Annotated in this window: 28 protein-coding genes; 12 read left to right on the top strand and 16 right to left on the bottom strand. The window is 61.3% G+C overall.

Annotation, left to right across the window (positions count from 1 at the left end):
- Nucleotides 1-9: 9 nt before the first annotated feature.
- From EGH25_RS11150 to EGH25_RS11165, 4 genes are all read right to left on the bottom strand, one after another.
- Nucleotides 10-162 (bottom strand): hypothetical protein, encoded by a 153-nt coding sequence (locus EGH25_RS11150; RefSeq protein ID WP_266088584.1) that lies wholly within the window; start codon nt 160-162, stop codon nt 10-12.
- Between the two features lie 66 nt (nt 163-228).
- Nucleotides 229-1,509, bottom strand: a complete 1,281-nt coding sequence (locus EGH25_RS12180; protein ID WP_266088586.1) for an acyl-CoA dehydrogenase family protein — start codon at nt 1,507-1,509, stop codon at nt 229-231.
- The gene (locus tag EGH25_RS11160) at nt 1,497-2,300 is read right to left on the bottom strand and encodes an acetoacetate decarboxylase family protein (RefSeq protein WP_266088588.1); all 804 of its coding nucleotides are present in this window, start codon (nt 2,298-2,300) and stop codon (nt 1,497-1,499) included. The genes EGH25_RS12180 and EGH25_RS11160 overlap by 13 nt, the downstream gene beginning before the upstream one ends.
- 55 nt (nt 2,301-2,355) lie before the next feature.
- Nucleotides 2,356-2,631: a helix-turn-helix domain-containing protein gene (locus tag EGH25_RS11165; protein ID WP_266088590.1), complete on the bottom strand. Its 276-nt coding sequence runs from the start codon at nt 2,629-2,631 to the stop codon at nt 2,356-2,358.
- A 119-nt stretch (nt 2,632-2,750) separates the two neighbouring features.
- Here EGH25_RS11165 and EGH25_RS11170 point away from each other — a divergent pair, with 119 nt between their 5' ends.
- A complete protein-coding gene (locus EGH25_RS11170; RefSeq protein WP_266088592.1) occupies nt 2,751-3,704 on the top strand; it encodes a DNA-methyltransferase in 954 nt (317 codons plus the stop codon).
- Here the strand turns inward: EGH25_RS11170 and EGH25_RS11175 are convergent.
- The 4 genes from EGH25_RS11175 to cofG form a co-directional block, all read right to left on the bottom strand.
- Nucleotides 3,701-4,222 carry a hypothetical protein gene (locus EGH25_RS11175; RefSeq protein ID WP_266088594.1) on the bottom strand — a complete coding sequence of 174 codons (522 nt, stop codon included), beginning with the start codon at nt 4,220-4,222 and terminating at the stop codon, nt 3,701-3,703. The two genes, EGH25_RS11170 and EGH25_RS11175, sit on opposite strands and share 4 nt — an antisense overlap.
- Nucleotides 4,223-4,473: 251 nt before the next feature.
- Nucleotides 4,474-5,544: a DHH family phosphoesterase gene (locus EGH25_RS11180; protein ID WP_266088596.1), complete on the bottom strand. Its 1,071-nt coding sequence runs from the start codon at nt 5,542-5,544 to the stop codon at nt 4,474-4,476.
- Complete coding sequence (locus tag EGH25_RS11185) at nt 5,544-5,861, bottom strand: 2Fe-2S iron-sulfur cluster-binding protein (RefSeq protein WP_266088598.1); 318 nt, start codon at nt 5,859-5,861, stop codon at nt 5,544-5,546. The genes EGH25_RS11180 and EGH25_RS11185 overlap by 1 nt, the downstream gene beginning before the upstream one ends.
- Before the next feature lie 22 nt (nt 5,862-5,883).
- Nucleotides 5,884-6,927, bottom strand: coding sequence for a 7,8-didemethyl-8-hydroxy-5-deazariboflavin synthase subunit CofG (cofG, locus tag EGH25_RS11190; protein ID WP_266088600.1), 1,044 nt, complete (start codon nt 6,925-6,927; stop codon nt 5,884-5,886).
- Between the two features lie 58 nt (nt 6,928-6,985).
- On the opposite strand from cofG, the gene EGH25_RS11195 reads away from it, so the two are divergent.
- On the top strand, nt 6,986-7,540 hold the full coding sequence (locus tag EGH25_RS11195) for a UbiX family flavin prenyltransferase (RefSeq protein WP_266088602.1): 555 nt from the start codon (nt 6,986-6,988) through the stop codon (nt 7,538-7,540).
- Nucleotides 7,541-7,579: 39 nt separating this feature from the next.
- Here EGH25_RS11195 and cofC read toward each other — a convergent pair whose 3' ends face one another.
- Together cofC and EGH25_RS11205 are read right to left on the bottom strand one after the other, a co-directional pair.
- Nucleotides 7,580-8,209 carry a 2-phospho-L-lactate guanylyltransferase gene (cofC, locus tag EGH25_RS11200; protein WP_266088604.1) on the bottom strand — a complete coding sequence of 210 codons (630 nt, stop codon included), beginning with the start codon at nt 8,207-8,209 and terminating at the stop codon, nt 7,580-7,582.
- A complete protein-coding gene (locus EGH25_RS11205; RefSeq protein ID WP_266088606.1) occupies nt 8,206-9,204 on the bottom strand; it encodes a PLP-dependent cysteine synthase family protein in 999 nt (332 codons plus the stop codon). Before EGH25_RS11205 ends, cofC begins: the two co-directional genes overlap by 4 nt.
- Nucleotides 9,205-9,292: 88 nt before the next feature.
- On the opposite strand from EGH25_RS11205, the gene EGH25_RS11210 reads away from it, so the two are divergent.
- From EGH25_RS11210 to EGH25_RS11245, 8 genes are all read left to right on the top strand, one after another.
- A complete protein-coding gene (locus EGH25_RS11210) occupies nt 9,293-9,901 on the top strand; it encodes a cyclase family protein (RefSeq protein ID WP_266088608.1) in 609 nt (202 codons plus the stop codon).
- 44 nt (nt 9,902-9,945) lie between these two features.
- The gene (locus tag EGH25_RS11215) at nt 9,946-10,563 is read left to right on the top strand and encodes an orotate phosphoribosyltransferase-like protein (protein ID WP_266088610.1); all 618 of its coding nucleotides are present in this window, start codon (nt 9,946-9,948) and stop codon (nt 10,561-10,563) included.
- Nucleotides 10,560-11,264 carry a DNA repair and recombination protein RadB gene (radB, locus tag EGH25_RS11220; protein ID WP_266088612.1) on the top strand — a complete coding sequence of 235 codons (705 nt, stop codon included), beginning with the start codon at nt 10,560-10,562 and terminating at the stop codon, nt 11,262-11,264. Before EGH25_RS11215 ends, radB begins: the two co-directional genes overlap by 4 nt.
- A gap of 49 nt (nt 11,265-11,313) precedes the next feature.
- A complete protein-coding gene (locus EGH25_RS11225) occupies nt 11,314-11,814 on the top strand; it encodes an amino acid-binding protein (protein WP_266088614.1) in 501 nt (166 codons plus the stop codon).
- On the top strand, nt 11,815-12,786 hold the full coding sequence (locus EGH25_RS11230) for a homoserine dehydrogenase (RefSeq protein WP_266088616.1): 972 nt from the start codon (nt 11,815-11,817) through the stop codon (nt 12,784-12,786).
- Nucleotides 12,783-14,021: a glucose-6-phosphate isomerase gene (locus EGH25_RS11235; RefSeq protein ID WP_266088618.1), complete on the top strand. Its 1,239-nt coding sequence runs from the start codon at nt 12,783-12,785 to the stop codon at nt 14,019-14,021. Before EGH25_RS11230 ends, EGH25_RS11235 begins: the two co-directional genes overlap by 4 nt.
- 94 nt (nt 14,022-14,115) lie before the next feature.
- Nucleotides 14,116-14,961, top strand: a complete 846-nt coding sequence (locus EGH25_RS11240) for a CPBP family intramembrane glutamic endopeptidase (RefSeq protein WP_266088620.1) — start codon at nt 14,116-14,118, stop codon at nt 14,959-14,961.
- Between the two features lie 48 nt (nt 14,962-15,009).
- The gene (locus EGH25_RS11245) at nt 15,010-16,194 is read left to right on the top strand and encodes a CBS domain-containing protein (protein WP_266088622.1); all 1,185 of its coding nucleotides are present in this window, start codon (nt 15,010-15,012) and stop codon (nt 16,192-16,194) included.
- Here the strand turns inward: EGH25_RS11245 and EGH25_RS11250 are convergent, their stop codons facing one another.
- The 3 genes from EGH25_RS11250 to EGH25_RS11260 form a co-directional block, all read right to left on the bottom strand.
- A complete protein-coding gene (locus tag EGH25_RS11250) occupies nt 16,195-16,332 on the bottom strand; it encodes a hypothetical protein (protein WP_266088624.1) in 138 nt (45 codons plus the stop codon).
- A gap of 54 nt (nt 16,333-16,386) precedes the next feature.
- Nucleotides 16,387-17,958, bottom strand: coding sequence for a GTPBP1 family GTP-binding protein (locus EGH25_RS11255; protein WP_266088626.1), 1,572 nt, complete (start codon nt 17,956-17,958; stop codon nt 16,387-16,389).
- A 146-nt stretch (nt 17,959-18,104) separates the two neighbouring features.
- Nucleotides 18,105-18,821: a hypothetical protein gene (locus EGH25_RS11260; protein ID WP_266088628.1), complete on the bottom strand. Its 717-nt coding sequence runs from the start codon at nt 18,819-18,821 to the stop codon at nt 18,105-18,107.
- 81 nt (nt 18,822-18,902) lie between these two features.
- Between EGH25_RS11260 and EGH25_RS11265 the strand changes: the two genes are divergently transcribed.
- The gene (locus EGH25_RS11265) at nt 18,903-19,595 is read left to right on the top strand and encodes a YqjF family protein (protein ID WP_266088689.1); all 693 of its coding nucleotides are present in this window, start codon (nt 18,903-18,905) and stop codon (nt 19,593-19,595) included.
- A gap of 36 nt (nt 19,596-19,631) precedes the next feature.
- Entirely contained in the window at nt 19,632-19,847 is a 216-nt protein-coding gene (locus tag EGH25_RS11270; RefSeq protein WP_266088630.1) for a hypothetical protein, read from the top strand.
- On the opposite strand, the gene EGH25_RS11275 is transcribed toward EGH25_RS11270, so the two are convergent.
- From EGH25_RS11275 to pyrB, 3 genes are read right to left on the bottom strand one after another with little or no spacing between them, the layout of a single operon-like run.
- Nucleotides 19,834-21,492 carry a COG1361 S-layer family protein gene (locus EGH25_RS11275; protein ID WP_266088632.1) on the bottom strand — a complete coding sequence of 553 codons (1,659 nt, stop codon included), beginning with the start codon at nt 21,490-21,492 and terminating at the stop codon, nt 19,834-19,836. The genes EGH25_RS11270 and EGH25_RS11275 overlap by 14 nt on opposite strands.
- Before the next feature lie 49 nt (nt 21,493-21,541).
- Nucleotides 21,542-21,991: an aspartate carbamoyltransferase regulatory subunit gene (gene pyrI, locus EGH25_RS11280; RefSeq protein ID WP_266088634.1), complete on the bottom strand. Its 450-nt coding sequence runs from the start codon at nt 21,989-21,991 to the stop codon at nt 21,542-21,544.
- A complete protein-coding gene (pyrB, locus tag EGH25_RS11285; RefSeq protein WP_266088636.1) occupies nt 21,992-22,876 on the bottom strand; it encodes an aspartate carbamoyltransferase in 885 nt (294 codons plus the stop codon).
- Nucleotides 22,877-22,922 lie beyond the last annotated feature (46 nt).

A 22,922-nucleotide genomic window follows, 5' to 3' on the forward strand; every position in this document is an offset into this window, starting at 1 on the left:
TGTAGCAAGTTAAGCGTGTTGACGGGCTTCACCCTCGGGGTCAAGCCCCGAGGCACTCGCCTTTCCCCGCCTGTAGAACTCGTACAGACCGGAGACTACAGCGCCTACGAGTAGGAGCCAAGGGAGTACTTCGATGTCGTACGCCGTCCACGCGATCGCCATGGCAACGAGTCCGAGTAGGAGCGAGACGCCTTGGTCGTGTCGTGTGATGACACCGTCCCCTTACATTTAGATACTGTACTCGTCGATTATCCCTTCGGCGGATTCGAGTGCAAGAACGTCGAGGGTTCCGTCCTCTATGAGCTTTACGCGTGCGTCGCGGAACATCTTCTCGATGGGGTAGTCGCGTGTGATCCCGTTGCCGCCGTGTATCTGTACGGCGTCGTGGGCGACCTCGAAAGCGGTGCGTTTGCAGTAGACCTGTCCGGCGACGGCGTGCCTGTGTGAGGCGTCGAACTCGAAGGATTCGAGCGTGCGATCCCAGACGTGTTCGCAGACGCGGCGTGAGTAGGCGCGCGCCGTCTCGACCTTCTCGAACATGTCGTACAGCTTCTTCTTGACCGTCTGGTGTTCGGCGATGGGCGTGCCGCCCTGTTCGCGTTCGCGTGCGTAGGCGAGAGCCTCCTCGAAGGCGGCGCGTGCGAGACCCGTCGAGACGGCGGCGACGCCGCACGAGGTGACGCAGAGGATCTGATCGAACGAGACGTATCCCGTGTCGGGATGGAGCGCGTCGGGTCCGAGTACCATGTTACGGTCGGGGATACGTACCTCGTTGAAGGAGACGTCGCCCTGCGGGCAGTCACGCTGTCCCATCTTGTCTATCGCCGTGCCGCGTTCCGCGCCTTCGGCGTCGAGAGGTACGACGGCGAGACCACCGTGGCTACCCTCGGAGGCGTCGACGTCGACGTGGAGGGCGCAGTGTGTGGCGAGGGGTCCGGCAGAGACCCACGGTGCCTTAGCGCCGTTGATAACGTACCCGTCGCCCTCTTTTCGCGCGGTGACCTGCGGCGGCGCGATATCTTCGTTACCCTCCTTGAGGAGGGACTCCGCCTGAAGCGTCTCGGAGCCGTGCGCGGGTTCGGTGACGCCCCAACAGCCCTGATGATCGAGTTCGCCGCTCAGGAAAGGCTCGACGTACGACTCGCGCAGTTCGTCGTCGAACGAGAGCGTTGCGAACAGAGGCGGCATTATATCGACCGCGAACCCCATGGCGATACCCGACGAACCCCAGCCTAACTCCTCCATGACGGTGTGGAACTCGCGTCCGCTCATACCGTCGCCGCCGAACTCCTCAGGCAGGAAGGCGCTACGCGGGACGACCTCGTGCATCGCGTCCATCGCGTCGGCGTAGACACCCTTGTCGTGGTCGAGTTCGCGTACCTCGTCCGGTCGCATACGGTCGATTTCACGCCCCGCGGGACGGACGACGTCGCGCGCCACCTCGTGGACGGCGTCGCGTAGTTCCGACTCGTACCCCTCGTACGAGGCGTCTATCTCTAAAGGTCCCACTCCTTCTGCACCTCCGTTACACCGAGTTCCATGGAGAACTTCGCGTACGCCCCCATAAGGACGGTATCGGGCTGAAGCTTGTGAACCGGGTCATGCGCCGAATGCGACTCGTACGTCACCGACGCGGGACCGTTCCACATCTTGCGTCCTTCTTCGTCCTCCTTAAACTCGAAATCCGCGTACCATTCGACCAACTGCGTCAGACCGTCGCCGCCCTCGATAGGCGGGAGGTGACGCACGGACAGAAGCGGCGTAGGCGACGGAAGGAGTGCATCGACCATGCTCCCCGTCGCGCGTTGCTCAGGCGTCGCGGTGAGCGACAGGAGGTTCTTACCCTTCGGGCGTTCCATCGTCGCCTCGTAGACACTTCCCTCGCGGTCGAAGCCTATGTCGGCGATCTTCTTGGGCGCTCCGGCGAGTTCGCGCCCCGCCGCCATCGCCGAGTCGTTCGTTACGTAGATGTACGGTATGTAGTACGCCATATCGCCGTTGGTGTCCTCGACCTGAACGAGCGCGATAAACTCGTTGTACTCGCCGACGGTCGAGAACGGGTACCGCGCGACGAGAACGCCGCCCTGCATGGGCTCCGAAAACGGCTCGACGCCTTCGGGCAGTATACCGCGTACGTCCTCCGACGCACCGTCTTCGAGAGTGAAGAACGCGGCGAGCGCGTCGCAGTCCTCGTACTCTATGGCGTACTCCGTACCGGGCGTTGAGGGGGAGAACGACGCGCCGTACAGCGATGAGTCAAACGGAGGCGCGAAGCCTTCCTCGTCTCCTCGTAAGACCATGGTAGGTGTTGCCACGCCGGGGACAAAAGTCTTAGGACTGTTGTTATTATTCTAACTACATCATGCCATTCTCTCTCAGGTACTCGTACACATCCTCTCCCCTGTCAGTAACCCCATACAGGCGTCCGCGTTTCGTGTCTTCGTCCACGAGGAGTCTGACGAGACCCCGTTCCTCCAGAGAACTCAGGGCTTCGGTGATCCGTGAGTACTCCTGACCCGTCTCGTTCTTGATTCCCGCGGGTATCGCGTTCCTCTCAGAAAGGACGTTCAGAACCCTGACACGGTGACGGGAGCGAACCACGAACGAAGCGTCCTCTTCTATTTTACCCATTACCTCTAACTGGGTTACGTAGAGTTATTGGTTTACCTACGTTTTACCTCAAGATACTTACGTGTTCGTAGCTTAGAGAAAGGTAGAGAATAAGAGGCTATGACCCGCAACAAGAACCGATGAGCTACGAACTTCACAAGGGGAACGCATTTAACCTTTTAGAGGGGTATCCCGAAAATCGGTTCCATGCCGTGGTGACTGATCCGCCGTACGGTGTCGTGGAGTTCGAGACCGCAAACGTGGAGAAGATGCGTGACGGAGAGGGCGGCGTCTGGAGGATACCGCCGGAGTTAGACGGAAACAAGAGAAAACCTCTACCGAGGTTTACGGTTCTGAGCGAAGACGACAAGGAAAAGCTGAGGAAGTTTTTTCGTACGTTCGGTGAGTCGGTTGAGCGCGTCCTGCGTCCCGGTGGTCATATCTTCGTCGCTACCACCCAGCTGTTGATGCACGAGGTTTCGCGTCAGTTGGACGAGGCGGGTCTCGAAAGACGTGACGTTCTGGTGCGCGAAGCCAAGACACTCCGAGGAGGTGACCGACCGAAAGGTGCACACGAGGAGTACAGCATGGTTTCCTCCATGCCCAGAGTCTACTGGGAGCCTTGGCTTCTCTACCGTAAGCCCCTCAAAGGTCGTCTCCAAGACAGCTTGGAAGAATGGGAAACCGGGGGACTACGTCGTGAGTCGGAAGCGCGTCCGTTCACCGACCTACTGGGGAACGGAAAGACGCCTAAGGAAGAGACGGAGATAGTCAGAGAGGCACATCCCGATGACGGGGACGAAGCGAGAGCGCACCCAAACCTCAAGCCACAGAGACTGATGAGAGAGCTTTGTCATGCTTCTCTGCCTCTCGGCGAAGGAACTATCTTAGACCCGTTTATCGGTTCAGGCTCGACGGTAGCCGCGGCAGAAGCAGTTGGATACGATGCGGTCGGTATGGAGATAGACGCGACGTTCAGGGAGATGGCAGAGGAGGCTGTCCCAAGGTTAGCCGAGGTCGAAACCGAGATGGAGAAGCGCGAAGATGTGGGTTCGCCGGGTGAAAAAGAGAGTTCGCTTTCCGACTTTAGCTAGTCGAGGTATTCGGGGTTCCTTTCGGCAAACTCGGAGTCAAACGAACCGTGTCTTCTCCTGTACTCTACCAACTCCTCTCCCCGACCCGTGATCGCGTCGGGGTCTTCGTAGACGGGGTTGCTCCGGAGCTTATGCATGCCCGACACGATTATGTAGGAGGTGATAGTTCGGCGCGAACCTTCCCCGCGCCCCGAATGGCTCCAGTCGTCTTCGTCAAGGCTAGCGGCGAGAACCTGCGTGAAACGTATCGGATCCATCTCCTCAGCCTCGTCTTCGGGGCTACCTCTCTCGTACCTGAAGACGATGAACCAAGCCTCTTCGTTGTTGTGTGCCTGCCATCCTCCGCTACTCTTGCTACACTTCGTCTCTATCCCGTGATCACCGTGATGTATCTCGTATCCATCGTCGGCGTATTCGTCTCTGTCTACGGGAAGAAGGTCGGGAAATGCGTCAGGCTTCCGGTTCACTACCAATGAGTCGCTGGCGTCTGCCAGCTCCTCGGTTACGACGTTTCCCACAAAGTCGGAAAGAGCGTTGTTAGCTCTGAGTACCGTCTCGATACGACCGTGGTTCTCGTCCAGAAGAAAACGGTTCAGGTCGTCGTAGAACCCGTAGAAGCTCCGTACTGCCTCGGCTACCTCTTCGGTTCCAGCCCGTACGGCAGTTCCGCGTCCGGGTTGAACCGGTCTTCGTTGAACTCCGGTGGTTGCACGCGTAGAGCGTGAAGACGACCACATAAGTAGACTAATACGGTCTACTTACGCGTTAACTACGAGTCTAACAACTCTTCGAAAGCGTCCAGAACCACACCGCGCGCCTCCTCGCCGTCTGTCGTCCAGTGTCGCGCGTAGTCGAGTACGGTACCGAAGATGTCGGGCTTACATCCCGCCGCCTTCGGATGTCCGCCGCCGTCGAGTAGGCGCGCGACCTCGTGACAACGTTCGAACCCGTCGGTTCCGCGTAGCGACGTCCCGCCTTCGGGCTTGACGACGACCGACGCGTCCGCGCCTTCCTCGCGTAACGCCTCGGCGACCTCGTTCTGCGAACACCGTCCGTACGTGTGCGCGACGGTGACGCCGCCGACATCCTCGAAGGTCGCGCGTTCGACGGCGAGTTCTACGAGACGGTTCTTCTCCTCGCGTTTCTCCGCGAGGAACTCGGCGTACTCGTCGTCGAGTTCGACACCGTCCTCGACGGCTTCGACGTACTCGTCGGCGCTCAGGTAGACGCTCAGGTCGGCGAGGTCGTCGGAGCGCGGGTCGTCGCGTATCCAGAGGTCGTGGTCGCGTGTGACGGCTACGAGTTCGCGTACGGCGTCGTCGAAGACGTGTCCGTGGCTCTCGAACTGTTCGAGCGTTACGTCCGCGGAACAGACCTCGTCGCTTTCGCCCACGACAACGTCGACACCCATCGCTTCGACCGTCTCACGTACGTCGTCGTCCCATTCGTGGTGGTCGTACCAGTGTACGGCAGAGGCGCTTTCGACGACCGTCTCGAACCCTTCGAGGGGTACGTCTGCGTCGGGGCAGAGGTCGACGACGTAGACCGTCGCGCCCTCATCGGTATGCTCGGCGAGACGTTCGAAGGCGTCGCCGAGATGGTTGGGAGAGCCCGTCGTCCAGCCGAGGTCGTCGAAGACCTCTCTGCCGAGGACGACGGAGGCGAGACCGTCGGCGTCGCCGTCGACGAGCATGACCGTCGACTTTCCCACGACATCCTCCTCGAACTCCTCCTCGCGCCGTCTCTCACGGTGTTCCTCGGGTACGAAGAAGCCCTCGCTCGGTAGGAGCGAACGTTCCTCAACCGTAAGTTCGTCGTCGGCGTAAAGGGACTCGTCCATCAGACGGTTTCCTCCGCGGACACGGCGTCCTCGACCGTCGTCGGGTACGCGTCGCGTTCGAGCGTGAGATCCGAGACAGGGCGCGCCATACACGTCAGTACGTACTCCTCGGCTTCGTCCGACGAAAGACCACGCGAACCGGGCTGTTCGACCTCGCCCTCTACGAGACGTGCGACGCATGCGAGACACGTCCCGACACGGCACGAGTACTCGTGTGCGATACCCGCCTCGATACACGCGTTCAGAACGGTCTGGTTCGCCGAAACCTCGACGGTCTCGTCCGTCCTAACAAAACTCACGGTGTAAGTTTTAGTCATACGGAACCGATGTCTGCTTCGGTCAAAACTCTTTCCGTGCTTTGTCTACGACCTCTTCGACACGTGTCGATAGCCAGCCGTCGTTGACGTGGTGAGGATAGACGGGTAGACGTTCTTCGAGCTCCGACCCCGCCTCGTCGGCGACCGCACGCAGGCGCTCGACCGCAGGCCAGTCGTAATCAGGGTTGATATGGTCGTCTGTCAGGGGTGAGACGCCGCCGAGGTCTCCCGCACCCGCGCGTACGAGCGACGGTAGGTCGTCGGTCAGGTTGGGCGGTACCTGTACCTCCACGTCGTCGGGGAGCGCAGAACGCGCCATTGCGACGGTTTCGCGTACCGTCCCCGTCGACGGGCGCGCGAACCCCGAACGTTCGTTGGGAACGACGTTCTGTACTATAACTTCCTGTACGTGCCCGTACTCGCGGTGGAGTTCACGTATCGCCAGAAGGGACTCCGCACGGTCGCGGCGCGTCTCGCCGATCCCGACGAGTATACCCGTCGTGTACGGTACGCCCTCGCGTCCCGCGTCGGCTATCGCGCGCAGACGGCGTTCGGGCTTCTTCGTCGCGTAGCCCTCATGCGCCTTGACCTCCGCAGTCGTTTCGAGCATAAGACCCATTGAGGCGTTTACGTCGCCGAGGCGTCCGAGTTCGTCACGCGTCATAACGCCAGCGTTCGTGTGTGGCAGAAGACCGTGGTCGAGTGCTTCAAGACAGCAGTCGTACAGGTAGTCAAGAGCGTCGTCGTACCCCATACTGTCGAGTTCGTCGCGTACCGCAGGATACGTCTCTGCGCGCGTGCCGAAGGAGAACAGCGCCTCGGTGCATCCGGCGCGCGCACCGCGTTCGACCGTCTCGCGCACCTCGTCGGGCGTCATGAGCGACGCCTCGCCACGTTCGTCGTAGAAGGCGCAGTAGTCGCACGAGTTGACGCAAGCGGTCGACAGGGGCAGGAAGACGTTACGCGCAAAGGTTACCTCGTCAGGGGCGCGTGTCTCATCGGGCGTGACGCTCAGGATCGCGTCGACCTCGTCGGGGTCGGCGTATTCGGCGCGGCGCTCAGCCATCGTCTACGGTTCGTGACCCGAACGGAAGTCTTTAGCGGTCGGCGCGCCTCTTTCGTCCATGAAAATCGTCGTCGGAATCACGGGCGCGAGCGGCGTTCAGTACGGCGTCGCCGCATTACGGCTTCTTGTGGATACGGACGTCGAGTCGCACGTGATCGTTACGGGAGGCGCGCGCCGCGTACTCGACGCCGAGACGGATCTGACACCCGCGGAGGTGGAGGGGTTCGCCGACGTCGCACACTCACCGACGAACGTCGGCGCGTCGGTAGCGTCGGGTTCGTTCGACTTCGACGGCATGCTCGTCTGCCCTTGCTCTATGAAGACGCTCGGATACGTCGCAAACGGGATCGCCGAGGGTCTCGTGCCACGTGTCGCCGACGTCTGTCTGAAGGAGGAACGCCGTCTCGTTCTCGTGCCGCGCGAGTCGCCCATGGCGCGGACGCATCTCGAAAACGCGCTGGAGGCGCGTAAGGCGGGCGCTGTCGTCGCCCCCGCTTCGCCCGGCTTCTACACGCGCCCCGAAACGGTCGACGAGGTCGTCGAGGTGTTCGCGGCAAAGCTACTCGACGGCTTCGGCGTCGAAACAGACGCGATGGAACGTTGGACGGGTTAACCTCGTAGGCTCGCGCTCCACCTTTCTTTTTCAGCTTGGTTAACGTCGGCGTAGGCTCACGCGGTCGTCTCCGTCCTCGGCTACCTCGAAACGATCTTCGACGAACCCCGCCGCGTTTCCGTCGCCGTGTAGCAGAGACTCGACGAGGTCAACGGGTTCGTCGGCGTCGGTCGAAAGACGGAACGAGTCGACGACCTCAACCGAACAGCCGAGTTTACGTGCGCGTTCGACGTGGTCGACGAAGGAGGTTCCGTGGTAGTCGACGCGGAAGCCGTCTTCGCGCGTCACGAAGGCGTTCGTACCCCCGCCGCGTCCGGGTACGACGACGAAACCTGCATCGGGTTCGTACAGACGACGGAGGGCGTCGGGCGTTACAAGAGGTAGGTCGGCGACGACGACAGCGACGGGCTTCTTTTCGTCGGTCAGAACCGCGTTTACGACGGGCGTAAGCGGTTCGTCACGCACGACGGTTTGGTATCTATCGGCGACACCGGCGCGTCCGTCGAGCGATTGGGTCGTGAGAACGACGGGTTCCGCGCCAGCCGTGTCGACGGAATCGCATACATCGGCGAGACAGGCGTAGACGAAGCCGACGCGTTCCTGTTCGGTCATCACGTCTGAGAGACGCGTCTTAGGCTCGTCGGGGCAGAAAGGGACGTACGTCTTCACGCGAAGTAGTCGCGCCAGAGGTTGTTCGTGTACTTGTCGCCGCGGTCGCAGAACACCGTGACGATACGCGCCTCGGACGGGTCGTCGTACGACTCGGCGAGACGTATAGCGGCTTCGAGGTTACATCCCGATGACGTGCCGGTGAGGAAGTCTTGGTTGACACGCATAACGTCGCGTAAGGTTTCCTCGTCGTGTGCGCCGGGATGGACGACCTCAGGATCCTCGTCGTCGTAACGTTCCTTAAGCGTACGCGCGTTGTCGTAGGCGTCGTCGGTGGATATGTAGAGCTTGTCATCGAAGACGGAGCCGTCGTAGATATCCGGTACGATATGCTCGCCCTCACGCATGAACTTGAGACCGTCGATCGCGTGCATCGCCGAGTCGGGTTCGACGGCGACTGTGCGCGCTTCCCCCGAAAGCGCCCGCCCGACGCCCGTGATCGTCCCGCCGGTTCCGACACCCGCGACGAACCCTGTCACGTCGGGCGCTTGCTCGAGTATCTCGACGCCCGTCGTCTCCTCGTGCGAACGCGGGTTGGCGGGGTTCGAGTACTGGTCGGGCTTGTAGTAGGCGTCGGGGTCGGACGCGAGTATCTCGTCGGCGCGCTCTATGACAGCGTCGTAGCCCTCCATGGCGTCGACGAACTCGACCGTCGCCCCTGTCTCCTCGACCGTCTTTACCTTCCCCTCACCCGCGTTGTCGGGCATGACGATGGTAACGTCGTAGCCGCGGTTCCGTGCTATCTTCGCGACCTCGCTACCCGTGTTACCGCTCGTGGGTTCGATAACCGTCTTGTCCTCCGTGAGTTCGCCCGACCGCTCCGCCTCGTCTATCATGTAGAGCGCAGGGCGGGACTTGACCGACCCGCCGCCGTACGGCGTTGAATAGAGATTGAACCACTCGACCTTGGCGTAGATACTCGCGCCGTCGGGTTCACCGACCCCTTCGAGACGTATCAGGGGCGTGTCGCCTATCTCGTCCTCGTCTACCTCCATACGGAAACGACGTTGTCGGCTCATAAAACAGCATCTGTTCGGCGTCGTCCGCCGGTATCTTTTCGGGAGCGCCGCGTCTACGTCAGGCATGGAAACCGTAGATCTTACGATGCCGCTGGACGAGGGGACGCCGACGTATCCTGACGACCCCGACACGGAGGTGAAGGATACAGCAACCGTAGACGACGACGGCTACGCGGTCAAACGCCTCGCGTTCGGTTCACACGTCGGTACTCATATCGATGCGCCCGCGCATATGATCGAAGGAGGCAGAACCCTCGACGACTATCCGCCTGAGAGCTTCGTCGGCGAAGCCGTCGTGGTCGACGTACGTGGTCAGGAGGTTATAGAGACCGATCTGAGCTGTTTAGCTGAGGATACCGAGATACTTCTTTTCAGAACGGGACATTCCGAGGGGTACGGTCAGAGGTACCACGACGGCTTCCCCGTCGTGTCGGAGGAGACGGCTAACGAGGTTGTCGGTTCGGAGATTGGGATTCTGGGCATCGACTCGCCTTCGCCCGACGAACCGCCGTATCCCGTACATGAGATGCTTCTGAGCAACGGTGTCCTCCTACTCGAAAACCTCACCAACCTCGGCGCTGTAACGGGTGAGAGCTTTCGGTGCTGTGCCCTTCCGCTTAAGATCGTCGACGGCGACGGCGCTCCGTGTAGGGTTGCCGGCGTCGTCGACTGAGCCACAGGCGCAAGCTACAAAACCGCTCCCGCCGTACGTCGTCCATGAAGAAGGTCGACGACCTGATGGAGAGCGCGCACGAACTCAAGGAGCGCGGTCTCAAGAGCGGCGAGATCGCCGACGAGCTAAACGTCTCGCGCGAGACGGCTAACTGGCTCCTGACGCATTCGTCCACGGGGACGGATGAGGGCGACGAAGCACCGGGTGACATACATCTCGACTGGTCCGCGGTCGGTAGTAGCTCGCGCCGTCTCTCGCTCGTCGCGGAGGCGATGAAGGAGCTTATCGCCGAGGATCTCAACGAGGAACCCGACGCCGTCGTCGGTATAGCCAAGGCAGGGGTTCCGCTCGCAACGCTCGTTGCCGAGAAGTTCGACGCACGCCTCGCCGAGTACACGCCACGTAAGCAGAAATGGGGTGAGGACGACTACGACGAGCTTAGCGGCTCCTTCAGCAGGAACTTCGCCGGCGTCGACGGTGCGCGGTGCGTCGTCGTCGACGACGTCGTCACGACGGGGCGTACGATGACCGAAGCCGTGCGTTTCGTGGAGGAGAACGGCGGCACGCCCGTATCCGCCGCGGTTCTTGCGAACAAGTCGGGTAAGACATCGATAGACGGCGTCGAGGTAAACTCGCTCGTCGGGGTCGTCCGGGTAGAATGAAAGGACGCCAACACGGTACGGACGACGACGCGCGCCTATCGACGGGATGCGGTGCTCTCGACGAACTCCTCGGCGGCGGCTTTCCGCGCGGTGCCGTCTCACAGGTCTACGGCGAGCCGAGCGCGGGTAAGACGAATATCTGTATGCAGACAGCCGTCGAGACGGTCGAGAACGGCGGAGGAGTCGCATACATCGACACCGAAGGTCTGAGCCTCGACCGTCTGCGCCAGATAGGCGGCGACGGTATAGAGGAACGCGCGCACGAGTTCATAATCAAGGATGTCTACGGCTTCGACGAACAGGCGGTTGCGGTGCGCGACGTCGAAGACCTCGCCGCGGAAACGGATCTCGTGGTTCTCGATTCGGCGACGGGTCTCTACCGCGTCGAGCGCGACGACGGCGACGAGGAGTCCGCCCTACGGAGGCTTACGAGACAGGTTACACAGCTAACCGGGATGGCGCGGCGTTACGGTATGGCGGTCGTGCTCACGAACCAGATCTACACGGCGGTCGAAAGCACGACAGACGACGTAGCGCCGCTCGGCGGACGCGCGATGGAGCACTGGACGAAGATAATCCTCCGTCTCGAAAGGTCTGCGGTCAGCGACAGGAGGAAGGCGACCGTCGAGAAACATCCGTCTAAGCCCGCAGGTGTCGACGCCGAGTTCGTTATTACGGGATCAGGCGTCGAGGACGTCTAAGACCATACATAAAACGATATATGGACGCGGCGGCATTCCGCACCAAAGAATGATTGTTACGATGACGCTGGAGCTAAGCGACGAACCGGGGGAACTTCTGAACTCCCTCCAGCCCGTCGCCGACAACGGTGGTAACATAGTGAGCGTGACGCACCAGCGCGGTGAGGTTACGCCGCGCGGGACACTCCCTGTCGAGATAACGTTTGAGGTCGTAGAGGAGCGTCTTCAGGACGTTCTCGACAGCCTTCAGGAGATGGGCATACGTGTCGCCAAGTTCGGTGAGGAGAAGTTCCACGAGTCGATGACCGTGGTACTCGTAGGGCATATCGTCCGCACGGATGTCACGGATACTATAAAGAGCGTCGAGGACGAGGGCGTCAAGATCGTCGACTTCTCGCTCGCGATGCCCGACGACGCCGACGAAACCTCGAGCGCGCGTATCGTCGTCAACGCGACGTGTGAGGAGAAGCTTGAACAGGCTGTCGAGGCGATAGACGGTGTCTGCGACCGGAAGGAACTCGTCAAGATGCAACCCATAGGGGTGGTCTGAGTGGTACGTGTAGCCCTTGTCGGATTCGGTGCCGTGGGACGCGGGTTCGCCGACGCCGTCCTCGGCGGTGCGCCCGTAGACGTTGACGTGGTTCTTGTCGCTGACTCGTCGTCCGTCGCGGTAGACGGAGACGGCTTGGATCTCGCCTCGGTCAAGAAACGTAAGGAAGACGAAGGCGTCGTCGGCGACGGCGAGGATACGGTCGGCGCTCTCGAAGAAGCCGAGTACGACGTGCTTGTGGAGGCAAGCCCGACGACGCTCGGCGACGCCGAACCCGCGTTCGGTTACATGATGACGGCGATAGACAACGGGGCGCACGTCGTAACGTCGAACAAGGGACCGTTGGCTATGCGGTACGCCGAACTCATGGAGAAAGCCGACGAGGCGGGCGTCGAGGTACGTATGGAGGGTGCCGTCGGGGGAGCTATACCGACGATAAACACCGTACGCGAGTCGCTCGCGGGCGACGACGTTTCAGGGGTACGCGGTATACTCAACGGAACCTGCAACTTCATACTCACACGTATGCTTGAAGAGGGTCTGACCTACGAGCACGTCCTCGGCGAGGCTCAGGACATGGGTATCGCAGAGTCCGACCCGACTTTCGATGTCGAAGGTATCGACACGGCGCTCAAATGCGTCATACTTTCGAACGTCCTTTTCGAGGGTGAAAGAACCCTCGACGACGTTGACGTAGACGGTATCACGGAGGTAACCCCCGACTCGCTACGTCTCGCGCGCGAGTCGGGACACGTCGTCAAGTTAGTCGGTGAGGTTTCGGAGGACGCGCTCAGCGTCGCGCCGCGTCTCGTACCCGAAGGGCACGCACTCGACGTGGGTGGGACGCTCAACGTCGTATCCTTCGATGCGGATCTCGCGGGCGAGGTGACCGTAACGGGACACGGCGCGGGGAGTTCGGAGACGGCAAGCGCACTCGTGAGCGACCTCACAGCCGTCGTGAGGAAGTCGTGAACGTAGATCTGTCGAACGTCCTCGAAGAACGCGTCGACGGCGGTCTTACACGCGACAAAGTCGCCGAGAGCGGCGCGGACGAGGTCGACGTGCCGGAGAACGTCGCGCGTCTCCCCGAACGCACGGACGCCGGAGAGATAGCCGAGGCGGGCGCTCGTCTCGCCGAGAGGTTCGATGCTTTCGTTAACATAGGCATCGGGGGTAGCTCACTCGGTGGTGCGACGGTTGTCGACGCACTCGCCCCCGACGCGCCGGTCTACTTTGTCGACAACGTCGACCCCGACGCTCTGGCGCGCCTCCTCGACAGTGTTCCCCTGAGGGACACCGTCTTCAGCGTCGTGTCGAAGAGCGGACGTACAGCCGAGACGGTTGCTAACTACGCCGTCGTACGTGACGCGTTACGCGAGGCGGGCGTAGAGCCGTCCGAGAACACCGTCGTTACAACCGGCGAAGCTTCACCTCTCCGGGATGCCGATACGCGCGCAACATTCACCTTCGCAGACGTTCCCGGACGTTACTCGGCGCTCTCTACGGTCGGTCTTCTGCCCGCGGCTTTCGCGGGTGTCGATGTCGAGTCGGTCGTCCGGGGCGGCGAAGATGGGGCGGTGGAACGGGACGCGGGCGTACTCGACGACGCAGGACGCGCCCTAGGAGCGACGAACCATCTCCTCGGCGAAGGCGGCGTACGCGCGTCGGTGATGATGCCCTACGCCGAGAGGCTCGAAACCTTCGCCGACTGGTACGTCCAGATATGGGCGGAGTCGCTCGGCAAGGACGGAACCGGACAGACGCCGGTGCGTGCGGTCGGTGCGACCGATCAGCACTCGCTCCTCCAGCTACTCGTCGACGGTCCGGGGGACAAGCTCGTTACGTTCGTCGACCCCGGTGGGAGCGAAGACGGCTTCGTCGTCGAGGACGAGGGCTACCTCAACGGTGTTTCGCTCGACGAACTCCGCTCCGCCGAACTCGACGCTACACGGGCATCCCTCGTGCGCGACGACGTGCCGAACGTACGTGTCGAACTCGACGGCGTGACGCCGGAGGAGGTTGGCGAACTCCTGTACACGTACGAGATAGCGACCGTCGTCGCAGGAAGGCTTGCGGGCGTCAACCCGTTCGACCAGCCCGGTGTCGAATGGGGGAAACGCGCGGCGCGCGGTGCCCTCGGCGACGACTCCTGCGCCGAAGAGCGTGAGGTCGTCGGTTCGGTTAAGGAAACCCTTTTGCGGGTATAGGGGCAATCTTAGACAAGACGCATTTCAGCGTCGTCGCTATGATGATAAAGAGACAGGTGGACGGTACAACGACACAATCGCCCCGGAGTTCAGTATGGTAGACGACGAGAACCCCGACGGGTACGACGGGACGGAGACGGACGCGGTACGGTCTCCGAAGAGGGAGGGTTTTCTGACGGACGAAAGAAGGGAGAAGCTCGGGGATCTCGGGATAGCCGTCGGACTCGCCGTCGGCGGCATGGGCGTCGGACTCGTCGCCACAGTCATCGTAATATCCGTGGTGGCGGTCGCAGACCTCGGTCTTTCGGATACTGCGAGAAACATCGTGCTCATGCTACCCCTGCAGATAGGCGGTCTCGCGGGAACCGCGGTCGCCTTCCTGTGGATCACCGACCGTGGCTTCGGCTACGTCCGTCTACGGAAGCCGTCGCTCAAACATCTGGGTATCGCATTCGGTAGCATCTTCGCCATGTTAGCCGCCGTGGTCGCCGTGACCGTCGTCATCGAATCACTGGGTCAACAGGCGGCGGATCATGCGACGACACAGCAGATAGAGTCGGATCCGCGTCTCGCGCTCTACATGGTACCGCTCGCGCTCCTCGTCATAGGACCGTGCGAGGAGCTTCTTTTCCGCGGCGTAATACAGACGAAGCTAACCGAGTCGTTCGGCACACGCGGGGGTGTCGTCGTCGCAAGCGTTGTGTTCTCGGCGGTACACGTGCCGTCGTACGGCGGTCTCAGCGCGGGTCTGAACCAGCTTGCTATAACACTCGGCGTCCTTTTCAGCCTCGCTATCATACTCGGCGCTGTGTACGAGAAGACCGACAACCTCGCCGTCCCTATCGTTGCACACGGATTCTACAACGCAGTCCTGTTCGGTATCACGTACATAGGGACGCAGTACGCCGATGAACTCGAACAGGCGACCGCCGTCCTCTGACCGAAAGGGACTTACTATACGGCGACAAGTTTCGTGAAAGGTGTTCCAATGGACATAGAAGAAGTAGTTTCGACGGAGTACAAGACGTTCGAACCCGACGCAAGGGCTTCCAAAATAAAGGGCTTCTTCCAGGAGTCGGGTGAAGAAGCCGTGGTTGTCGAAGGCGACGGATACAGAGGCGTCGTAACGCGCAGGATGCTCATCTCGTCACACGTCAACCCTGACGAGAAGGCGGACTCTCTCGTCGGCAACCCGCCGCGCGTCGGTCGGCGCGAGGACGTGCGCGAGACGGCGCGCCTCATGGTCGAGAGCGACTTCAAGTTTCTCCCGGTTGAGGAGGGTAACGACGTGGTAGGCGTAGTAACCGCAAACGACCTCCTCCGCAACGTTAACTCGCAACTGAACGTCCTGTCTGTGGAGGATGTCTACACGCAGGATCTCATAACCGTCACGCCCTCCACAACGGTCGGACGTATAATCAATATATTCCGTGAGAACGCGGTTTCGCGCGTGCCGGTCGTCGACGGTGGTCTCGAAGGCATCGTCTCTCTGTACGACATACTCGGTTTCAGCGTACGTGAGGAGAGGCGCGACAAGGGCGGCGGTGGAACGGGCAAGAGCAGGGACTCCAGCGGCGGTGTACAAGGCGGCTTCGGTCCGCGCCACGGCGACGCCGACAGGATGCTCGACATACCCGCGGAGGACGTTATGAACTCGCCCGTCGAGACGACGACAGCGGACGAACCGCTCGACGAGGCGACCGAACGTATGCTCAACCGCGACTTCTCGTCGCTGATCGTCGTGGGCGAAGACGGCGGTCCCTCGGGGATAATCACCAAGACGGACGTCCTACGTTCGTTGACATGGACGGACGAATCGCATATGGACGTTCAGATCTCGAACGTCGAGTTCCTCGAACCCATGTCGGCGGACGATGTCGCCGAGATGGTCGAGGAGGTCGCCGACAAGTACGCCGAGATGCAGGTGCTTCACGCACACGTCCATCTCAAACGCCACAAGGAGAAGATGCGGGGCAGTCCTTTGATACTCGCGCGCGTCGTCATCTACACCAACAAGGGACAGTTCGTCGTAAAGGGCGAGGGCTACGGTCCCAAGAACGCACTACGTATCGCACGCGACAAGCTCGAACGCCGTGTCCTCGAATCGAAGGGTGTTAGCCGGCAGGACAGGGACGCCGAACGTATGTTCAAGGAGATGGGCGGCTACCTGTAGCTACACGGATAGCGACGACGAGACAACGGAGCCTCCAACCCAGATGAGGAGGACGACGACGGAGAGGAAGAGGTAGGCTGTCTTCGACGGTTCCCGTATCGGCGCGTCGGCGTTGGTTCGTATCTCTTCGCCTATCATGTCTTAACCGACGCGCCGGGGCGTAATAAATCCGATCCTACTCCGTCAATCCGCCTACAGTATCTCCTTTACGGTACCGACGCCCTTGCTTCTCCCTTCGCGGAAGACGAAACGCTGACCTTCCTCAACGGCGTACGGGCGGAACTTGAAACGGACGCGTACGTCGTCGGTTTCACCCGGAAGGACGTTTCCGTTTTGGGGTTCGAAGACCGCCGCCTCCGAGGCGGTTTCGAGATGTACGACAGGCTCGTACCCCGAACGTATACGTGTGGGATGGTTTAGCACCATGACCTCGGCGCGGAACTCACGTACGCTTTCGCGCGGTTCGGAGGCGAGCAACATACCGCGCTCCACGTCCTCGTCGTCGACGTTCTTGAGAGCGATACCGACGATGTTACCGGGTTCGGCGCGGTCGACGCGGTGGTAGTGCATCTCTATCGAACGTACCTCGACCTCGCGGAACGAACCGTCGGGAGTGGGTCCGAGGTAGACGGTGTCGCCCGCCTCAACGGTGCCGTTCTTTACGGTGCCGCTTGCCACGGTGCCGACGCCCGTGACGTTGTACGTCCTGTCGACGTACATCTCGAAGCAGTCGCCTGCGCCGTCGTGTGTCTTGGGGAGACGCGACAGCATCTCATCAACGGTGTCGAATCCTTCAAGCGTAACGGCGCTCGTACGTAGAACGGGCACGACGACGCCCTCAGGGAGACGTTCGACAGCCGCGTCGATGCCGTTGTTGGCTACGCTGTACGGTACCTTACCTACGTTACGCAGGAGCTGTGCGACCTCCTTCTCGACCTCTTCGGCGCGTTCGTCCGTAACGGCATCGATCTTGGTGATGGCGACCATCGTAGGAAGGTCGGTGGCGAGGAGGACGCCGAGATGCTCACGCGTGACACGTGTGGGTCCGTCGTCAGCGGCGACGGCGACGAGACCGTAGTCGAGCTTCTGCCCCACGATACCACGTATCGTCGTACGTAGCCACGGTTCGTGTCCCACGGTGTCGACGAAGCTGACGAGTCTATCGGCGCTTCCGACGAGATCCGACTTCTCGCGTTTGGAGAGAGGGTTGTTCATACGTACGGGTTCGCCGTCCTCGAACCCGTAGACGCCGTACGACAGGTCTGCGGACAGACCGCGCTCTATCTCATGAGGCTGAACGTCGAGGTAGGCGCGGGTACCGCCGTCGCCGTCGTCGGCGCTTCCGGTGACGAGTGTGCCTACAAGGGTGCTCTTCCCGTGGTCGACATGCCCCGCCGTACCGACGACGATATGCTCCGTCTCGTCGCGCGCGTCGCCGACGGTTACGACTCCGACACGTCCGCCTTCGAGTTCGTGCGTCTCCACGTCGCGCACGACGGCGTCCGCCTCGGACGCAACCGTAGAAAGAACATCGACGGTTTCGTCGTACGTTTCCTCCGACACGCCCTTCAGCCCTCCGTCGTCGGTGACGCCAACGACGTAGACGGCGACGCCGTCGCCCGTTAAGACACGGTGACGCATCTGGGAGGCGAGAGACTCCAACCTACCGCGTTCGAGATGCGTCTCAGGTTCGAGACGCTCCTTGAACTCGATGTTTTCGCGCTCTCCGCCTTCGACGATTTCGAGGAGTTCAGAAGGCGGCATACGTGTGTTTCCTTTCGTTTCTCACCGCAGTCTTACTTGACGCCGTTACGACAAAAGCTTTCCGTCGGTTCGGGCGGCTGTCCGTCGGAAATGTCTATTGAGGGATGTCCGTCGGAAGCTACCCGTTGAGTGTTACCCGTCGAGAGCTATCCGTCGAGAACCTCATCGCGCGCACGACGGACAGCATCGTGGTAAGCCTCCTTCCGTTCGTTTAGCCCTTCCTGTAGCTCCATCAGGTCGTCGAGCAGAGGCTCGGCAACGTCCTCGGGAACCTGTATTTCACGCGCGATCCCCCAGTCGTCGGCAGGTAGCGAAAGAACCCCCGAACCGAGGTCGTACTTGGGGGCGTACCCCTCGACCGCGCGTGTCTCGACAGCGACCTCAGCGACACCGTCGCGCGGCTTGGCGCGGAGTGTAACCTCGTCACCGTCCTCGTCACCGTCGGTTTCGGGAACGAAGACGTACTCGTCGGTTTCGTCGACGGAGGGCGTCCCTTCGTCTTCGAGTATCTCGCGCGCCCTGAGTATGACCTTCTTGTCGTCCTCAAAAGCCTCGCGCTCGTCGTCGGTCATCTCGTCGCCTATCTCCTCACGTATCTCCGAGAGGTCGTCGCGGAGATCTTCAACCGCCTCGTCGGGGAGTGCGACCGTCTCGGCGTCGCCGTTCGACCTGACGTATCCCTGTATGTCGAGGACGAGCATACCGTCACGTGTTAGACCGCCGAGTTCGCCTGAGCGGTTGACCTCGTCTTCGCCGTCGTGTACCTCAAGCCTCCACCGGACGTACGCGTTGAACGCGTTCCTGTAAGCCCCCAGACGGAGAACACCGTCTTCCGTCTCGTACTCGTAGTCGTATTCGTGCAACTTGGAACCGATACGCACCTCGCCGACTTAGGCTTGACGCCGGAACGGAACTACGATACGTGCGCGGAACGTAACGCCGGCATGAACGTTCTCTCGATGCGGTGGGAGGATCTGCTGTTCGCACACTGGAGGGTCGAACCCGGTACCGTCGAAGCGAACCTACCCGGAGGCTTCGAGGTTGATACCTACGACGGCGCCGCATGGCTCGGTGTCGTGCCTTTCGTCATGCGTAACATACGTCCGCGCGGAACGCCACGGTGTCTCGGTCTCGACTTCGCCGAACTCAACCTACGCACCTACGTCCGTGTCGGCGGCGAGCGCGGCGTCTACTTCTTCAGCCTCGACGCCGACGATATACTCGGCGTCACGGGTGCGCGCCTCGGCTACGACCTGCCGTACTACAGGGCTAAGACGGATGTCGATACCGGGGACGGCGAGATACGTTTCGGCTCGTCACGGAGGGATCCGCGCGCCCCGTCCGCGGAGTTTGACGCAACGTACAGTCCGAAGGGAGAGGGGTTCGTAGTCGACGAAGGTTCGCTCGCCGAGTTCCTGACGGAGCGTTACGCCTTCTTCGTCGCCTCCGGCGATGGCGTTGTACGCGGCGAGATATCCCATCCACGGTGGAGGCTGTACGACGCCGACGCCGAGTTCAGAACCAACACACTGTTTGACGCGAACGGGTTCGGAAAGCCCGACGGCGATCCCCATCTTCTGTACGGCGAAGGCATCGACGTGACTGCGTCGGTTCCTCGCCGTATGTCGAGCGTCTGACGCAGGCTTATACGCGAGCGCACCTTACGCCGAGGCATGACACACACAGAGGGAAAGGACGCTATCGAAAGGCTGGAGAGCGAGATGAACGAGCTGAAACGTAAGATAGAGGAGAACCCGGACGAAGACGCCATGCTCAACCTCGCGCGCAAGATGCGGAGCGACCACGAGACGGTGCGCGAGGCGGTTCAGTACGCCGAGATACCTGAGAAGGACAGGAAGAAGCTTCTCAGACTCGTCAACGACCTATAAGGTCACGTACCGCGTCGCGTTTCCACCATGCGACACCCGCGACGCCGAGTACTATCACCACGGGTAGAACGGGCAGACCCCCTCCTCCGCCGCCGCTCGAAGCCGTAGCCTCGACGGGAACCCGGTAGGTGTCGGATATCTGTGACTCGTTTTGGGAGTCCTCGTACCTGAAGTCGACTGTCGCCGCGTACGTCTTGGGCGTCGCACCGCCTGAGACCGACAGATCGAAGGAGACAGTCGTCGTCTCACCGGGTTCGAGGCTCTGGACGTACGACTCGTCGCCGCCGTTGTCGAGCGGGTCGTCGGTGAACATTCTGGCTTGTATGTTACGCAGGGTTTCGCCCTTGACGTTGGTTACCTCGATCTCCGCGACGGTTGATGAGCCTGCGGGGATCGATATATCCGAACGTAGATCGAACTCGTCGCGTTCGGGGGCGACCTCGTACAGGACATCGACCGGCTGGCTGGTACGTCTATCGTCCTCAACATCCCTGTACTCAACGAAGACCGACGAACGGCGCGGTCCGCCGTCCGCCTCACCGTTAACCGCGACACGGTAGCTGAACCCCGCGGACTCACCGACCGACAGGTTGCCGACCGCGTACTCCGTCCGGCGAGGGTTGACGTTGTCTGTTTCGGGGTCGAAGACAACGACGGCGTTAGAGACGTTCCGCGGTCCCTTGTTCCGTATAACGCCCGTGAGGTCGCCGTCCTCGGCTACGCGTAGACCGCTTTCCACCTGGCTGACGCCGAAGCCCTGTTCGTTACCGACGGCGAGGCTGACCGTCGTAGCGGGCGACTCGTGCGTTACACCGCCGGGTGACTCGTACCTAACCGTAGCGTCGACGGGGTACGAGGCTGATGTAACGTCAGAACCAGCGCCCGCGGTGACGGAGACGCGCGTAGCCTCGCCCGACGCGAGGCTGTCGGCTATGCTAACCGTCTTGGTCGGCTGTCTCGTCTCTAACCCGCCGAAGAAGACGCCCGTCTCGTCGGCGGTTAGGGTTACGCGCGGGTTACGCGCCGTCTTCACGCCCGTGTTCTCAACACGCAGAACGTAGTCGGCGCTGTCACCCGCTATAACCTCGGATCGGACGGCTTCGACGGAGAAACGCGCGTCGTCCTCGACGACGAGCGTTACGTACTCCACCTCGTCGGTAGAGAAGTCGCTGTACCGCGTCTGACCGCCGGAGGTGCGCTCCGCAAGCCGCGTGTAGTCGTAGCTAACCGTGACAGGAACGCGGTACGTCCCCGCGTCGAGTTCGTCGCTGATATCGAAGGTGAAGCGTATCGGTTCGGCACCGCCTTCGGGAACCGAACCCACGAGAACGGGTCCCGAACGTATCTCCAGCCCGTCGGGCAGGCGGCTGTTATCGATCTCGAAACGGACGTTACGCGCCGTCGTCACGCGTCGTTCAAGATCGCTCGGTCCCGCGCGTGTGATATCGCCGCTGTTTGCGACCTGTACGGTAACCGTCTGTGTCGTCCCCGTCTGTATACGGTTGTCGGAAGCCGCGAGTTCTATCTCAGGGTTTCCGGTGACCTGAGCAGTATCGGTACCTTGGCTGATCGACTGAGCCGAGACAGCGGGTAGAACGAAGAGCGACATTACGAGCAGGGACGCCAGAACGAGACGGTTATTCATGCCTACCACTGTCCTCAAAACAACAAAAGGTCTTCGTCTTAGACGCCGGTCAGACAAGATGGTCGGCTATCTCGTCACCGAGGACGGTTCCGCAGAAGTCGCAACGCATCTCGCCGTCACGTACGTCGAAGACGGTCTCGACGGGTTCGCGCGAGTTGGTGATACAGTTGGGGTTGGGGCACGACAGGACACCGCGTATCTCGTCGGGCATCGATACCTGATACTTCTCACGCACCTCGTAGTCACGTACGACGTTTACGGTCGCATCGGGCGCGATGAGAGCTATGACGTCCGCCTCTGTCGAGTCTATCTCCGTATCCTCGACCTTGACGATATCCTTACGTCCCATCGCGTCGCTGGGGACGTTCATGGCGACGCTAACGACGTCGCGCGTCGACGAATCGACTCCGAGGACACGCAGGACGTTCAACGCCTGTCCCCGCGGTATGTGGTCGACGACCGTACCGTTCCGTATGGGACGTATCTTTAGCTCCTCCATCTACATCACCGTGTCGAGTACAGCCATGCGCACCGGCACGCCGTTGTGCGCCTGTTCGAAGTAGTGGGCGTGCTCCGTCTCGTCGACGCCCGGCGCTATCTCGTCGACGCGCGGAAGAGGATGCATGAGAACGAGGTCGTCGCGCGCGGATTCGAGCGTCTCGGTCGTAACGCGGTACTCGCCCGCTACCTTCTCGTACTCCTTCTCATCAGGGAAACGCTCCTTCTGTATACGTGTCGCGTACAGGACATCGAGGGAGCCTACAATACCGTCGATAACCTCCACCTCGTCGAACTCCACGCCCGCGCGTTCGAGTTCTGTACGTACGTTTTCGGGTACACGGAGCGACGGGGGCGAGACGAACGTTACACGCGCGCCGAACTTAGCCAGCGCGAGCGCGAGCGAGTGAACCGTCCGTCCGTACTTGAGATCACCCATGATACCGACGTGTAGGTCGCCGAGCGACGCGTCGACGTTCTCACGTACTGTATACAGGTCGAGAAGAGTCTGTGTCGGATGGTGTCCGGCACCGTCGCCGGCGTTTATGACAGGAACGTCCACAAACTGAGATGCGAGTCGGGGAGCGCCCTCACGCGGATGGCGTAGGACGAGGGCGTCGGCGTAGCCCTCTACGACACGCACGGTATCGGCGAGCGTCTCGCCCTTCTGGACGCTCGAAGAGTCGACACTCCCCATGTCGACGGTGTCGCCGCCGAGACGTTTCACCGCGGCGTCGAAGCTCATACGCGTCCGTGTCGAAGGCTCGAAGAACAGCAGACCGAGCACGCGTCCGCTGAGCGCGTCCGACGGTCCGATCGTAGAGGCGCGGTCAAGAAGCCGGAGTATGTCGTCCTTCGACATACTCTTGGTGTCTATGATATCCATATCTCTATCCGTCGGTGGGAGGCACGCCGCGATAAAAAACCCTGTG

Origin of the sequence: Halorutilus salinus, assembly GCF_026242195.1 — an archaeon.
In the GTDB taxonomy this organism is placed as follows: Archaea; Halobacteriota; Halobacteria; order Halobacteriales; family Halorutilaceae; genus Halorutilus; species Halorutilus salinus.

Bases quoted from the DNA above. Each gene is read 5' to 3' on its own strand.
- pyrI (WP_266088634.1), bottom strand. From the start codon at position 21,991: ATGGAGGAGCTAAAGATACGTCCCATACGGAACGGTACGGTCGTCGAC.
- EGH25_RS11180 (WP_266088596.1), bottom strand. From the start codon at position 5,544: ATGGACGAGTCCCTTTACGCCGACGACGAACTTACGGTTGAGGAACGT.
- EGH25_RS11170 (WP_266088592.1), top strand. From the start codon at position 2,751: ATGAGCTACGAACTTCACAAGGGGAACGCATTTAACCTTTTAGAGGGG.
- EGH25_RS11270 (WP_266088630.1), top strand. From the start codon at position 19,632: ATGACACACACAGAGGGAAAGGACGCTATCGAAAGGCTGGAGAGCGAG.
- EGH25_RS11275 (WP_266088632.1), bottom strand. From the start codon at position 21,492: ATGAATAACCGTCTCGTTCTGGCGTCCCTGCTCGTAATGTCGCTCTTC.
- EGH25_RS11255 (WP_266088626.1), bottom strand. From the start codon at position 17,958: ATGCCGCCTTCTGAACTCCTCGAAATCGTCGAAGGCGGAGAGCGCGAA.
- EGH25_RS11225 (WP_266088614.1), top strand. From the start codon at position 11,314: ATGATTGTTACGATGACGCTGGAGCTAAGCGACGAACCGGGGGAACTT.
- EGH25_RS11205 (WP_266088606.1), bottom strand. From the start codon at position 9,204: ATGGAGGTAGACGAGGACGAGATAGGCGACACGCCCCTGATACGTCTC.
- EGH25_RS11165 (WP_266088590.1), bottom strand. From the start codon at position 2,631: ATGGGTAAAATAGAAGAGGACGCTTCGTTCGTGGTTCGCTCCCGTCAC.
- EGH25_RS11210 (WP_266088608.1), top strand. From the start codon at position 9,293: ATGGAAACCGTAGATCTTACGATGCCGCTGGACGAGGGGACGCCGACG.
- EGH25_RS11240 (WP_266088620.1), top strand. From the start codon at position 14,116: ATGGTAGACGACGAGAACCCCGACGGGTACGACGGGACGGAGACGGAC.
- EGH25_RS11160 (WP_266088588.1), bottom strand. From the start codon at position 2,300: ATGGTCTTACGAGGAGACGAGGAAGGCTTCGCGCCTCCGTTTGACTCA.
- EGH25_RS11265 (WP_266088689.1), top strand. From the start codon at position 18,903: ATGAACGTTCTCTCGATGCGGTGGGAGGATCTGCTGTTCGCACACTGG.
- pyrB (WP_266088636.1), bottom strand. From the start codon at position 22,876: ATGGATATCATAGACACCAAGAGTATGTCGAAGGACGACATACTCCGG.
- EGH25_RS11150 (WP_266088584.1), bottom strand. From the start codon at position 162: ATGGCGATCGCGTGGACGGCGTACGACATCGAAGTACTCCCTTGGCTC.
- EGH25_RS11245 (WP_266088622.1), top strand. From the start codon at position 15,010: ATGGACATAGAAGAAGTAGTTTCGACGGAGTACAAGACGTTCGAACCC.
- EGH25_RS11250 (WP_266088624.1), bottom strand. From the start codon at position 16,332: ATGATAGGCGAAGAGATACGAACCAACGCCGACGCGCCGATACGGGAA.
- radB (WP_266088612.1), top strand. From the start codon at position 10,560: ATGAAAGGACGCCAACACGGTACGGACGACGACGCGCGCCTATCGACG.
- EGH25_RS11185 (WP_266088598.1), bottom strand. From the start codon at position 5,861: ATGACTAAAACTTACACCGTGAGTTTTGTTAGGACGGACGAGACCGTC.
- cofG (WP_266088600.1), bottom strand. From the start codon at position 6,927: ATGGCTGAGCGCCGCGCCGAATACGCCGACCCCGACGAGGTCGACGCG.
- EGH25_RS11215 (WP_266088610.1), top strand. From the start codon at position 9,946: ATGAAGAAGGTCGACGACCTGATGGAGAGCGCGCACGAACTCAAGGAG.
- EGH25_RS11195 (WP_266088602.1), top strand. From the start codon at position 6,986: ATGAAAATCGTCGTCGGAATCACGGGCGCGAGCGGCGTTCAGTACGGC.